Consider the following 13,451-nt stretch of genomic DNA (forward strand, 5'->3'; position numbering starts at 1 on the left):
GCCGCGTCCACGAGTCAGGCCCGCCTCGCCGCGATGCGCCCACGCACCTGGTGTCCTGGCCCGGTGGACATCTCCCCGCCCCCGTCGCCCGCGCCCGCTCCGCCGCCCCCGTTCCCCGTGCTCGGCGTCGCCGCGCCCCTCGTCGTCAGCGTCGCCGTGTGGGCCGTCACGCGCTCGCCGTACGCGCTGCTGTTCGCGGCGCTCGGCCCCGTGGTCGCCGTCGCGGGCGTCGCCGACCAGCGCATCTCCGGCCGCCGCTCGGCCCGTCGCGTCCAACGGGAGTCCCGCGCCGCGGTCGCGCGCCTGCACGACGAGGTGCGGGCGCGCGTCGCCGCCGCCCGCGTCGCCCTGCGGTCGCGGGCGCCGTCCGCGCGCGAGATCCTCGACGGCGGCGCCAACCCCGCGCTCCTCTGGCGGGCGGATCCGGGCGACGACGGCGCGCTCCCGATCGCGCTCGGCACGGGCGATGCGCCGAGCGGGATGGTCTGGCGGGGCGATCCGGACGCGCGCGTGCCCGAGGCCGACGGCCGGGACGGATCCGGTGCGCTCCGGCGCCTCCTGCGGCGGGGCACCGCGCGGTCTCGAGCCGGGGGCGCACCGGCGCGCGACCCCGCGCGGTGGGCGGACCTCGTCCGCTGGATCCCCGACGCGCCCGTCCTCGTGTCCGCCGCCGGCGGCCTCGGGCTACGCGGCGCCCCCGCCCTGGTCGCCCCCGTGCTCCGGGGCGTCGTCGTCCAGCTCGTGCACGCCCTCCCTCCGGACGACCTGCGCATCGCGTCGCGCCCGGCGGGGCCCGAGTGGGACTGGCTCGAGCGGCTCCCGCACGCGGCCGACGGGCTGCGCGAGGAGCGTCCCGGCGCGGACCGCCTCGCCGCGCAGGGCTCCGCGCCGGGCGAGCCGGGAGCCGCGGCGATCCGGCTCGTGCTCGGCGCGCGGGAGGTCGTGCTCGCCGCAGCGCCGCGGGTCGAGTCGCTCCCGGCCGCGTGCCGCACGGTGCTCGACGTCCGCGGCCCCGGCACGGCGCGGATCCTCGCGGCCGACGCCGTCCCCGACGCCCTCGCCTCCCCGCCCTCCGCGGATCCGGCGGTGCCCGGCCTCCCCGCCCAGGGCGGAGACGGGATCCCGATCCCGCGCCTCACCCGCACCGGCCTCGTCCGTCCCGACCTCGTGTCGCTCACGGAGGTGGAGCGCCTCGCGGACGAGCTCGCCGACCTCGCGCGCCGGCGCGGGCTCGCGGCGGCGCGGGCGCCCCTCCCGTCGCGCGTGCCCTTCGCGGAGCTGCCGATCGGCGGCGGCCCCGACGCCGCCGGGGGCGCGGGCCCGGCTCGGCGTCCGGGCACCCTCGCGGCGGTCATCGGGGTCGGGCACGCCGGTCCCGTGGCCGTCGACCTCGTCGCGGACGGCCCGCACGCGGTCGTCGCGGGCACCACCGGCAGCGGCAAGAGCGAGCTCCTCGTCACGTGGATGGCGGCGCTCGCCGCGGCGCATCCCCCGGAGGAGGCCACCGTGCTCCTCGTCGACTTCAAGGGCGGCGCGGCCTTCGACCCGCTGCTCGTCCTGCCGCACGCCGTGGGCCTCGTCACCGACCTCGACGGCCAGGGCGCGCGCCGCGCGCTGGAGAGCCTGCGCGCGGAGGGCCGGCACCGCGAGCGCGTGCTCCGCGACGCCGGCGCCCGCGACGTCGACGACCCCGCCGCGGCGGGCGCCCTGCCGCGCCTCGTCATCGTCGTCGACGAGCTGGCCGCGCTCCTCGCCGACCAGGACGGCCTGCACGAGGTCGTCGCCGACATCGCCGCCCGGGGTCGCTCGCTCGGCATGCACCTCGTGCTCTGCACCCAGCGCCCCGCCGGCGTCGTGCGCGACGCGGTGCTCGCCAACTGCGACCTCCGCCTCTCGCTCCGCGTCAACAACGAGGCGGACAGCCGGGCGCTCCTCGGCACCGTCGAGGCGGCCCGCCTCGCCGACGCGCCCGCGGGCCGGTGCCTCGTCGGAGCGCACGGCGTCCCGGCGCGCCCGTTCCAGGTGGCGGTCACGACGTCGGACGACCTCGCCCGCATCGCCGCGGTCCGCGCGACGGCCGTTCCCGTGCGGCGCCCGTGGCTGGATCCGCTGCCCGCGTCCGTCCCGCTCGCCGACCTCGCCGCGGTGCCGCCCCTCGTGCGGCACGGGCCCGCGGTGGCCGACGGCGCTGCGCCCGCCGTCCCGTTCGCCCTCGTCGACCTCCCCGCGGAGCAGCGGCGGGCGACGGCCGCGTGGTGCCCCGCGACCGACGGCCACCTGCTCGTCGTCGGCGGTCCGGGATCCGGCCGCAGCACGTGCCTGCGCACCATCCGGGCATCGGCCGCGGCGGCCGGCGTCGAGGTGCTCCGCGTGCCCCCGGACGCGGAGGGCTGCTGGGACGCGGTCGCCGCCGTCGTGGCCCGCGTCCGTGACCCCCACGGCCCGCGCGGGCCGCTCCTCGTGCTGGCCGACGACCTCGACGTCGCCGTCTCCCGCGTGGAGCCCGACCACCAGGCCGCCCTGCTCGAGGGGCTGGCCGCCGTCGTCCGGGAGGGGCCGCACGTCGGGGTGGCGCTCGCCGTCTCGGCCCGTCGCGCCGGCGGGCCGCTCCAAGCGGTGGCGGCCGCCGCGGGACCGCCGGTGATCCTCGCGCTCCCGACCCGGCAGGAGCACGTGCTGGCCGGCGGCGAGAGCCGTCTCTTCGACGCCCACGCCGTGCCCGGTGCGGGGGAGTGGCGCGGCGAGCGGATCCAGGTGGCCCGGCCGCCCGAGGTCGGGACGCCGTCCGCCTCGCGTGCGGAGGCCACCCGCCCGCCGGGGCTCGCGGACCCCGCGCCCCGCGTGGTCCTCCCCGGCGACGCCGTCCACGCGCTCGTCACGCCGACGCCCGTCATCGCGGTCGCGCGCCTGCGGGAGAGCGGCGTCGACGCCGTCGAGGCCGCCCGGATCCCGCCGGGCTGGTCCTCGGATCAGCCGTTCCCCGGATCGGCCGCGGACGGCGTCGGGACGGGAGCCACGGCGCGCCCCCGGGTCGTGGTCGGGGATCCCGACGCCTGGCTGATGCGCGGTCCGCTCCTCGCGGACATCCGCCGCACCGGCGACGTCGTCCTGGAGGGCTGCACCGCGCGTGACGTGCGCACGCTCCTCCGCGTCCGTGCGGCGCCGCCGCCGCTCGCCCCGGTCCCCGGGCGGGCCTGGCGGATCACCCCCGAGGGCGAGATCCGCCGCTGCTCGTGGCCCCCGGCGACACCCGGGTCACCCGCGCCACCCGTGCGGCAGGTCGCATCGGCACCGGCGGCAGCAGCCGTCGCGGGCCCCGCGCAGCCCGTCGGGATCAGCCGATGAGCGTCGGCGACACGCGGATCTCGCCCACCGGCGCGCCGCCGCCGAGCACCACGAGGTCGAGCTCGGGGCGCACGCGCTCCACGTCGTCCCCCGTGATCGCACCCGCCCGGGCCAGCAGCTCGAGCGCCACGATGGTGGACGCCCGCAGGCTGCCGTCGAGCGTCTTGGAGGCCACGGTCGTGCCGTCGGGGGCGGTCATGATCATGATCCCCTCGGCCCCGCCCTTGGCGAAGAGACCGAGCCGCTCGATCACGACCGTGTTCGCGCGGCCGGGGCCGTCGATCGCCCAGCCCTGGGCGCGCACCGCCGCCGTGAGCGCGGCCGCGTGCCGGTACAGCGCGAACGGCGAGCCGGGCGCGGAGCTCGCGATGCGGTGGATCCCGCGGGCGAGCGCCGTCAGCGACATCGCGTGCACGGGCGCACCGCACCCGTCGACGCCCGTGGTGGCGATCCGCTCGCCCGTGAACCGCTCGACCACGTCGCGGATCCGCACCTGCAGGGGGTGGTCCGGGTGCAGGTAGTCGTCGGTCGACCAGCCGTTGGTCACGCACGCCAGCAGCATCGCGGCGTGCTTGCCGGAGCAGTTCATGTACACGGGCGAGGCGGGGATCCCGGCACGCACGAGCTCGTCGCGCGCGGTCCGGTCGAGCGGCCAGTCGGCGGGGCAGCGCAGGGCGGACTCGTCGAGCTCGGCCTTCACGAGGATCCCGCGCACGACCTCCACGTGCCGCGCGGTCGCCGCGTGGCTGGCCGTGGCGAGCACGTGCTCCTCCTCGGTGAGCTCCGCGCCGCTCGCCAGCACGGCGAGGGCCTGGAACGGCTTCATGCTCGAGCGCGGGAACACGGGCGTCGCGACATCGCCGACCTCGCGGAGCACCTCGCCCCCGGGCGACAGCACGACGGCCGCGCCGATGTGGCGCGACTCCACGAAGCCGCTGCGGTCGAGCACCGCGAGCTCCACGGCGCCCTGGACGGGGATCGTCTCGACGGCTGCCGCCATCAGAGCGCCCGGAACGCGTCGGCGATCACGCCGAGGGCGTCGTCGAGCAGCTCCTCGGAGATCGCGAGGCTCGGCAGGAAGCGCAGCACGTTGCCGTACGTGCCGGCGGTGAGGATGATCACGCCGTGCGCGTGGCAGTACGCGGCGATCGCCGAGACCGCGTCCGCGTTCGGCTCCTTCGTGGTGGATCCGGTGCCGGGCTGCACGAGCTCGATCGCGACCATCGCGCCGATGCCGCGCACGTCGCCGATGATGTCGTGCTCCTCCTGCAGGTCCGCGAGCGCGTGGTGCAGGTGGTCGCCGATGCGCGTGGCCTCGTCGAGCAGCCCGTGCGTCTCGATGGCCTCGAAGACGGCGACCGCGGCGGCCGCGGCCACGGGGTTGCCGCCGAACGTGCCGCCGAGCCCGCCGGGGAGCGCGGAGTCCATGATCTCGGCGCGTCCGGTCACGCCGGCGAGCGGCAGGCCGCCCGCGATGCCCTTCGCGGTGAGCACGAGGTCGGGCACGAGGCCGAGGTGCTCGCTCGCGAAGAACCGGCCGGTGCGCGCGAGGCCCGACTGGATCTCGTCGGCGATGAAGACGACGCCGTTCGCCGTGCACCACTCCTGGAGCGCGGGGAGGAAGCCGTCGGCCGGCACCATGAAGCCGCCCTCGCCCTGGATGGGCTCCGCGACGACGCACGCGAGGTCGGTCGCGCCGATGCGCTTCTCGAGGTACGAGATGGTGCGGGCGGCGGCCTCGGCGCCCGAGAGGCCGTCGTGATACGGGTACGAGCTCGGCGCGTGGTACACGTCGCCGGCGAACGGACCGAAGCCCGTGCCGTAGGGCGAGGCCTTGTAGTTCATCGCCATCGTGAGGTTGGTGCGGCCGTGGTAGCCGTGGTCGAGCACCGCCACCGCGCGGCGGCCCGTGTGCTTGCGCGCGATCTTCACGCCGTTCTCCACGGCCTCCGCGCCCGAGTTCACGAGCACCGTGCGCTTCTCGTGCGTGCCGGGCGTGTGCTCCGCGAGCAGCTCCGCCACGCGCACGTACTCCTCGTACGGCGTCACGGTGAAGAGCGTGTGGATCACGTCGCCGAGCTGCGCGGTCGCCGCGTCCACGACCTCCTGGCGCGTGTGCCCCACGGTGGTCACGCCGATGCCGGCGCCCAGGTCGATGAAGCGGTTGCCGTCCACGTCCTCCACGATCGCGCCGTGCGCGCGGGAGACGTAGACGGGGAGGAGGGAGGAGACGCCGGGCGGCACCACGCGCTTCCGGCGCTCGTGCAGCTCGCGCGACAGCGGGCCGGGGATCTCCGTCACGATGCGTCGTTCCTGCGGCACCTGCGGGCGCGCGTCGCGGGCGGGCGCGGCGGGGGAGTCGGAGGCGGAGCCGGCAGGGGTGCCGACGCGGGCGGAGTCCAGGGTGTCTGTCATGATCCGGCGAGTTTACCCGCGCGGACGCCCGCGGCCAGGGGGTCCGCGGCCCCGTTCGCTAGCGTGATCCCATGCAGATCGAGCACCGGTACGCCCTATCCGTCGAGTGGACGGGCGACCGCGGATCCGGCACGTCCGACCACCGCTCCTACGGTCGCGACCACGTGGTCCGCGCGGCGGGCAAGCCCGACCTCCTCGGATCCGCCGACCGCTCGTTCCGCGGCGACGTCGACCGCTGGAACCCCGAGGAGACCCTCATCTCGGCGCTCGCGCAGTGCCACCTGCTCAGCTACCTGCACGCGGCCGCGACGGCGGGCGTCGTCGTCGTCGGCTACAGCGACGAGCCCACCGGCACCATGCGGCAGACGGACGGCGGCGGCGGGCACTTCGTCGAGGTCACGCTGCGGCCCGTCGTCACCGTGCGCGATCCCGCGCACGTCGAGCTCGCGACGTCGCTGCACCAGGGCGCCTCCGAGCGGTGCTTCATCGCGTCCAGCGTGAACTTCCCCGTGCACCACGAGCCGCGCACGGTGCTCGAGGCCCACGCCGGCGCCTGACCCGCCGCCCCTCCCCGCGTCCGGCTGCCCGATCCCGGTGGTCGTCCGGCACCCCTGTCAGGCGGTCCCCGGCCGCTTCGGGCAGAATGTGCGAGTCCCTCCCACATACCTGGTGCGTCCGGCGCGCCGATGAAAGCGACTCACGTGAAGCGACGCATCCCCCTCACCCTGGCCGCGGCCGCCGTCCTGGCGCTGTCCGCCTGCTCCGGCAGCGGCACGCCGGACGCGGATCCGTCCGCGAGCCCGACGGCCGGCGCACGCACCGCGGGGGCGTCCTGCATCGACACCCCGTCGGGCGACGCGTCGAAGTCGGTCAAGGTCTCCGGCGACTTCGGGAAGGCACCCGAGGTCACGGTCGACGGACCGCTCACGGTCGACACGACCGAGCGCACCGTCGTCACCGAGGGCGACGGCGAGGAGGTCGGCGCGGGCTCCACCGCGAACATCGCGCTCGCCGCCTACAACGGGAAGACCGGCGAGGCCATCGCGCAGCTCGCCTACAACGCGGACTCCCCGCTCCCGGCCACGCTGGACGACAGCGCGCTCGTCCCCGGCGTCGTCCGCGCTGTCGAGTGCACCACGGTCGGATCGCGCATCGTCGCGGTGGTCCCCGCAGCAGACGGCTTCGCCGCCGAGCAGGCGACGACGCTCGGCCTCGGCGCCGACGACCCCATCGTCATCGTGGTCGACGTGCTGAGCCAGGTCCCCACGCGCGCCGACGGCGCGGACCAGCCCGCACCGGAGGGCTTCCCGACGGTCACGCTCGCGGACGACGGCGCGCCCACCATCACCATCCCGGACGCGGCCCCGCCGACGGAGACGAAGATCGCGAACCTCAAGGTCGGCGACGGCCCCGAGGTCACCGACGGCGCCAACGTCACGGTGCAGTACACGGGCATCAACTGGAACACCAAGAAGGTCTTCGACTCGAGCTGGGACAAGGGCGGCAAGCCGGTCTCGTTCCAGACGAGCGGCGTCATCCCCGGCTTCACGAAGGCGCTCGTCGGCCAGAAGGTCGGCTCGCAGGTCATCGCGATCATCCCGCCGGCCGACGGCTACGGCGACAAGGGCCAGGGCGACGACATCGGCGGCACCGACACCATCGTGTTCGTCGTCGACATCCTCGGCACCCAGTCCGCCCCGGCCCAGTAGGAGCAGCCGTGCGCCGCGTCATCATCCTCGGATCCACCGGCTCCATCGGCGTGCAGGCCCTCGAGGTCGTCGCGCGGCACCCGGAGCTGTTCGAGGTGGTGGGGCTCGGCGCCGGCAGCAAGCGCGAGGCGCTCGCCGAGCAGGCGCGCGTCGCGGGCGTCGAGCACACGGCCCTCGGCGCGGACGAGGCCGAGCAGCTCATCCGCTCGGTCGACGCCGACGTGGTGCTCAACGGCATCACCGGATCCGTGGGGCTCGGCCCCACCCTCGCCGCGCTCGAGGAGGGCCGCACCCTCGCCCTCGCCAACAAGGAGTCGCTCATCGTCGGCGGCGAGCTGGTGCGCTCCCTCGCGGCGCCCGGCCAGCTCGTCCCCGTCGACTCGGAGCACTCGGCCATCGCCCAGGCGCTGCGCGGCGGCACGGCGGAGGAGGTCAGGCGCCTCGTCGTCACGGCGTCCGGCGGTCCGTTCCGCGGCCGGTCGCGCGCCGAGCTCGCGCACGTCACCCCGCGCGAGGCGCTCGCGCACCCCACCTGGGACATGGGCCTCGTCATCACGACGAACTCGTCGACGCTCGTGAACAAGGGCCTCGAGGTCATCGAGGCGCACCTGCTGTTCGACGTGCCCTACGAGCGGATCGACGTGGTGGTGCACCCGCAGTCGCTCGTGCACTCCATGGTCGAGTTCATCGACGGGTCGACGCTCGCGCAGGCGTCCCCGCCCGACATGCGCCTCCCCATCGCGCTCGGGCTCAACTGGCCGCACCGCATGCACGACGTCGGCGTGCCCATCGACTGGACCCGCGCCGCCACGTGGACCTTCGAACCGCTCGACGACGAGGCCTTCCCCGCCGTGCTGCTCGCCAAGCAGGTCGGCACCGCCGGATCCACGTACCCGGCCGTCTACAACGCGGCGAACGAGCAGGCCGTGCAGGCGTTCCACGCGGGGCGGGCGGGCTTCCTCGACATCGTCGACACCATTCGCCGCGTCGTCGACGCGCACGAGCCGGCGTCCGGCCCCCTCACGCGCGAGTCGCTGGCCGAGGCGGAGCGCTGGGCGCGCGCCGAGGCCGACCGGGTCCTCGGCGTCTGATCCATCCCCCCCGCGCCGTCGCGATCCAGGCAGCGACTCGTGCCGTGCGCCGATCCCGGTTCGGCGCGCATCGGCTGAGCCGCGCTCGGGGCCGAGCCCGGACGTCCCTGGCTCACCCGCGCGGGCTTACCCGCCCCGGGCTCACGCGTCCCGGCTCCGATGCACCCAGGCTCAGCCGTTCCCGGCTCAGCCGTTCCCGGGCTTGCCCGGTCCGCCGTTCCCGTTCCCCGGGTTCCCGGGCCCGGCGTTGCCGTTGCCGTTCCCGTTCCCGTTCCCGTTCCCCGGGTCGCCCGGTCCGCCGTCCTCGTCGCCCGGCGTCGGGCTCGGGGTGGGGGAGGGCGTCGCCGTGCGTGTCGGGCTCGGCGTGGGCGAGGGCGTCGGTGTCCGCGGGGGCGACGGCGACGGGCTCGGGGACGGCGAGGTCGAGGGTGCGGGGGTGGTCTCCGCCGCGTCGCGGGCGGCCTCGAGCTGCGCGCGCACCGCGTCGATCCGCGCGATCACCTCGTCGTGCCGCGCCTGATCGATCGACGAGTCGGCGAGGTCGGCCTCGACCGCCGCGCGCAGCTCCTCGAGCTGGGCGAGCGCCTTGGCGTAGTCGCCGTCGGCGGACGACCGCGTGACCGACTGCGTGCGCTGCTGGAGGTCGTCGAGCGCGCGGTCCTCCGGCGTCGACGCGCCCGCGCAGCCGGCGAGGAGGAGCACGGCGGTGGTCGCGGTCGCGAGGCCGACCGCGGCGCGTCCGCGGAGAGAGCGCCGCCGGGGGCCGTCGGTCGGGCGGGTGGATGTGCGGATCACGGGGCGTCCTCCACGCTCTTCTGCAGCTCCTCGAGGCTGGCGCCGAGGGGTCCGGGGACCGACGGGTAGGAGGTGTCCTGGGTCTGCAGCGACTGCACGGTCACGACGCCCACGACGGCCGCCGCGGCGATCAGCACGGACACGACCGCGATGCTGAGGGCCCGGCTGCCGCGTCGCTTCGCCGGGACGCGATCCGCGCCGGGTCGGGCTGCCGGGGAGCCCGCGGCCGTCGGGTCGTCCCCGCGCGCGGGAGGCGCGGCGGCGAACAGCTCGGTCCGGGCGTCCCGATCCGCGGACGGCGCGGCAGCGGCCGCACCCGCCCCGGCCACGCCGGCCCCGAAGGCGGCAGCCGCGGCGGCCGGCATCACCCGCGTTGACGTGGCCGTCGGCGCGTCCACCGCGGAGTCGGGCGCGCGCCCGGTCCGCAGCTCCGCGGCGACCTCGCGCGCGGTGGGCCGCGTCGCGGGGTCGCGCCGGGTCATGCGGCCGAGGAGGTCCACCCACGAGGCGCCGAGGCGGGCCGGGATCTCGGGGTCGCGGACGACGCGCGCCATGGTCGACTCGGCGGCCGTGCCCGGGAAGGTGCGGCGGCCGGTGAGGCACTCGAGGAGCACGAGGCCGAGCGCGTAGACGTCGGTGGGCGCGCCCACCTCTTCGCCGAGCGCCTGCTCGGGACTGAGGTAGCTCACGGTGCCGACGATGGATCCGGTCGACGTGAGGCGCGTGCCGTCCACGAGCCGCGCGATCCCGAAGTCGGTGAGCTTGGCGGCGGCCGGCTCGTCGTCCTCCTCGGGTCGGGCGAGCAGCACGTTGGCGGGCTTCACGTCCCGGTGCACGACGCCGCGGCGGTGGATGTAGCCGAGCGCGTCGCTGAGGATCCCGCCGATGCGGGCGACCTCGGGCCCGGGCAGCGGCCCCTGCTTCATGCGGTCGGCGAGCGTCGTGCCGTCGACGATCTCCATCACGATGAAGGCGAGCACGCGGTCGGCGACGACGTCGTCGCCCACGTCGAAGAGGGTCACGAGGCCGGGGTGGCTGAGGCCCGCGAGCATGCGCACCTCGCCCTCCTGGCGCTCGACCTCGGCCGGGTCCGCGGAGTCGGTCGCGAAGACCTTGACGGCGACCTCGCGGCCGAGCGTCTCGTCGGATGCGCGGTACACGGTGGCCATGCCGCCGCGTCCGAGCAGCCCGCTGATGCGGTAGCGGCCCGCCAGCAGCGTGCCGGCGAGCGGGTCGGGCCGTTCTCCGGGCATGGGCGCACCTCTCGTCACGGGTTCCCAGACTAGCCGGGGGCTCCTGGGCGGCGCCCACCCGTCGCGGTCGCCGGCCAGCCTGCGGATCCGCGCCGCGGGGGCGTCCACCCAGGGTGCGGGAGGTAGCGTCTCCCACCATGGACGGCGTCTTCCTCTACATCCTCGGGGTGCTCATCATCGTGGTCGGCGTCGCCGTGTCCATCGGCCTCCACGAGGTCGGGCACCTGGTGCCCGCGAAGCTCTTCGGCGTGCGCGTCACGCAGTACATGATCGGCTTCGGGCCGACGATCTTCAGCCGCCGCAAGGGCGAGACCGAGTACGGCGTGAAGGCCATCCCGCTCGGCGGCTACATCTCCATGATCGGCATGTTCCCGCCGCAGAGCTCCCGCGCCGGCACGAGCAGCACGGGGATCGCGCAGCTCGTCGGGACGGACAGCCGCCGCGGTGCCGCCGACGCCGGATCCCCGGCCGCCCCCGACGCCGACGACCGCGCCGGCCGCGGCTTCTTCGACCTCCTCGTGCAGGACGCCCGCCAGGCGAGCGCCGAGAGCGTCGGCGACGAGGAGGACCGCGCCTTCTACAAGCTGCCCGTCCTCAAGCGCATGGTGATCATGCTCGGCGGCCCGGCGATGAACTTCCTCCTGGCGATCGTGCTGTTCGCGATCGTGCTCTGCGGCTTCGGCGTCACGACGCCCACCACCACGGTCGGCCAGGTGAACGCGTGCATCGTGCCCGCCGGATCCACCGCGTCGGCCGACGCCGCCACCTGCCCCGCCGGCGCTCCCGCGGCCCCGGGCGCGGCGGCGGGCCTCCAGCCCGGCGACACGATCGTCAGCATCGACGGCTCGCCGGTCACCGCATGGGACCAGGTCACGAGCACGGTCCAGGCCTCCGCCGGGAAGGAGCTCGACGTCGTCGTGGAGCGCGACGGCGCGCAGCAGACGCTCGCCATCACGCCCGTGCTCACGGAGCAGGCCGTCCCCGGATCCCGCGGCGCCCCCGAGGTCGACGAGCGGGGGAACCCGGTCACGCGCGAGGTCGGCCTCATCGGCTTCAGCCCCACGCAGGCCGTGCAGCAGCAGCCGCTCTCCGCCGCCTTCACCACCACGGGCGAGAACATGGCCGCGGTCGGGAACCTCATCCTCAACCTCCCGCAGCGCCTGGTCGACGTCGGCCGCGCCGCGTTCGGCGGCGGGGAGCGCGACCCCAACGGCCCCATGAGCGTCGTCGGCGTCGGCCGCGTCGCGGGCGAGATCGCGAGCCTCGACGAGACGCCGGTGGCGTCGCGCGCCTCCGCGATGATCGGCCTGGTCGCCTCCCTCAACGTGGCGCTCGGCATGATCAACCTGCTGCCGCTCCTGCCGCTCGACGGCGGTCACGTGCTCGGCGCGATCGTGGAGGGCGTCCGACGGTTCTTCGCGAAGGCCTTCGGCCGGCGCGACCCCGGGCCGGTCGACGTCGCGAAGCTCATGCCGCTGACGTTCGTGGTCGTCATCGTGTTCGGCGCCATGAGCGCGCTGCTGATCTTCGCCGACCTGGTGAACCCCGTCCGGCTGACCTGACCTCGCCCAGCGCCTGACCTCGCCCAGCGCCTGACGCGGCCCGCGCCCGACGCCCCGCGCCTCCGACGCACCGGGCGCGCAGGAATCGGACGTAGGCTCTCTCCCGTGCCAGCAGTCAATCTCGGAATGCCGAAGGTCCCTGAGGTCCTCGCGCCCCGCCGCAAGACCCGTCAGATCAGCGTCGGCAAGGTGAAGGTGGGCGGGAACGCCCAGGTCAGCGTCCAGTCGATGACGACCACGCAAACGACCAACATCAACGCGACGCTTCAGCAGATCGCGGAGCTCACGGCCACGGGCTGCGACATCGTGCGCGTCGCGGTGCCGCACCAGGACGACGCGGACGTGCTGCACATCCTGGCCAAGAAGAGCCAGATCCCGATCATCGCGGACATCCACTTCCAGCCCCGCTACGTCTTCACGGCCATCGACGCCGGCGTCGGCGCGGTGCGCGTGAACCCGGGCAACATCCGCAAGTTCGACGACCAGGTCGGCGCCATCGCGAAGGCCGCCAAGGCCGCGGGCACCTCGATCCGCATCGGCGTCAACGCCGGATCCCTGCACCCGAGCCTGCTGCAGAAATACGGCAAGGCCACGCCCGAGGCGCTCGTCGAGTCCGCCGTGTGGGAGGCCAGCCTCTTCGAGGAGCACGACTTCCACGACTTCAAGATCTCGGTCAAGCACAACGACCCGGTCATCATGGTGAAGGCCTACCGCCTCCTCGCCGAGCGCGGCGACTGGCCGCTCCACCTCGGCGTCACCGAGGCCGGTCCCGCGTTCCAGGGCACCATCAAGAGCGCCACCGCGTTCGGGATCCTGCTCTCCGAGGGCATCGGCGACACCATCCGCGTCTCCCTCTCCGCGCCGCCGGCCGAGGAGGTGAAGGTGGGCCTGCAGATCCTGCAGTCGCTCAACCTCCGCGAGCGCAAGCTCGAGATCGTCTCCTGCCCGAGCTGCGGCCGCGCCCAGGTCGACGTCTACTCGCTCGCCGAGCAGGTCACCGAGGGCCTCAAGCACGTCAACGTCCCGCTGCGCGTCGCCGTCATGGGCTGCGTCGTCAACGGGCCCGGCGAGGCCCGCGAGGCCGAGCTCGGCGTCGCGTCCGGCAACGGCCGCGGGCAGATCTTCGTCAAGGGCGAGGTCATCAAGACCGTGCCCGAGGCCGAGATCGTCCAGACGCTCATCGAGGAGGCCAACCGCCTCGCCGCGGAGATGCCCGCGGGATCCATCGGCAGCCCCGAGATCCTCGTCTAGTCCCTTCCCTCCCCACCCGCCCGCGCAGGC

Annotated in this window: 10 protein-coding genes; 6 read left to right on the forward strand and 4 right to left on the reverse strand. The window is 75.4% G+C overall.

Going from position 1 to position 13,451, the window contains the following annotated elements; translation table 11 throughout:
* The first annotated feature begins 63 nt into the window (after positions 1-63).
* Positions 64-3,345, forward strand: a complete 3,282-nt coding sequence (locus B5P21_RS06130) for an FtsK/SpoIIIE domain-containing protein (protein WP_094170919.1) — start codon at positions 64-66, stop codon at positions 3,343-3,345.
* Here B5P21_RS06130 and B5P21_RS06135 read toward each other — a convergent pair.
* The gene (locus tag B5P21_RS06135; RefSeq protein WP_045528697.1) at positions 3,335-4,345 is read right to left on the reverse strand and encodes an asparaginase; all 1,011 of its coding nucleotides are present in this window, start codon (positions 4,343-4,345) and stop codon (positions 3,335-3,337) included. The genes B5P21_RS06130 and B5P21_RS06135 overlap by 11 nt on opposite strands.
* Positions 4,345-5,760 carry a 4-aminobutyrate--2-oxoglutarate transaminase gene (gene gabT, locus B5P21_RS06140; protein WP_045528695.1) on the reverse strand — a complete coding sequence of 472 codons (1,416 nt, stop codon included), beginning with the start codon at positions 5,758-5,760 and terminating at the stop codon, positions 4,345-4,347. The genes B5P21_RS06135 and gabT overlap by 1 nt, the downstream gene beginning before the upstream one ends.
* 71 nt (positions 5,761-5,831) lie before the next feature.
* Between gabT and B5P21_RS06145 the strand changes: the two genes are divergently transcribed.
* The 3 genes from B5P21_RS06145 (at position 5,832) to B5P21_RS06155 (ending at position 8,560) form a co-directional block, all read left to right on the forward strand.
* Complete coding sequence (locus tag B5P21_RS06145; RefSeq protein WP_094170920.1) at positions 5,832-6,317, forward strand: OsmC family protein; 486 nt, start codon at positions 5,832-5,834, stop codon at positions 6,315-6,317.
* 144 nt (positions 6,318-6,461) lie between these two features.
* Complete coding sequence (locus B5P21_RS06150; protein WP_236688678.1) at positions 6,462-7,469, forward strand: FKBP-type peptidyl-prolyl cis-trans isomerase; 1,008 nt, start codon at positions 6,462-6,464, stop codon at positions 7,467-7,469.
* Positions 7,470-7,477: 8 nt separating this feature from the next.
* Positions 7,478-8,560 (forward strand): 1-deoxy-D-xylulose-5-phosphate reductoisomerase, encoded by a 1,083-nt coding sequence (locus B5P21_RS06155; RefSeq protein WP_045528690.1) that lies wholly within the window; start codon positions 7,478-7,480, stop codon positions 8,558-8,560.
* 186 nt (positions 8,561-8,746) lie between these two features.
* Here the strand turns inward: B5P21_RS06155 and B5P21_RS06160 are convergent, their stop codons facing one another.
* Positions 8,747-9,355, reverse strand: coding sequence for a hypothetical protein (locus tag B5P21_RS06160; protein WP_094170921.1), 609 nt, complete (start codon positions 9,353-9,355; stop codon positions 8,747-8,749).
* Entirely contained in the window at positions 9,352-10,608 is a 1,257-nt protein-coding gene (locus tag B5P21_RS06165; RefSeq protein WP_045528687.1) for a serine/threonine-protein kinase, read from the reverse strand. The genes B5P21_RS06160 and B5P21_RS06165 overlap by 4 nt, the downstream gene beginning before the upstream one ends.
* Positions 10,609-10,745: 137 nt before the next feature.
* Here B5P21_RS06165 and B5P21_RS06170 point away from each other — a divergent pair, with 137 nt between their 5' ends.
* Positions 10,746-12,170, forward strand: coding sequence for a M50 family metallopeptidase (locus B5P21_RS06170; RefSeq protein WP_172457234.1), 1,425 nt, complete (start codon positions 10,746-10,748; stop codon positions 12,168-12,170).
* Positions 12,171-12,275: 105 nt separating this feature from the next.
* Entirely contained in the window at positions 12,276-13,421 is a 1,146-nt protein-coding gene (gene ispG, locus B5P21_RS06175; protein ID WP_172405931.1) for a flavodoxin-dependent (E)-4-hydroxy-3-methylbut-2-enyl-diphosphate synthase, read from the forward strand.
* The last annotated feature ends 30 nt before the right edge of the window (positions 13,422-13,451 follow it).

Source organism: Clavibacter michiganensis subsp. insidiosus, assembly GCF_002240565.1.
GTDB classification, from domain to species: domain Bacteria; phylum Actinomycetota; class Actinomycetes; order Actinomycetales; family Microbacteriaceae; genus Clavibacter; species Clavibacter insidiosus.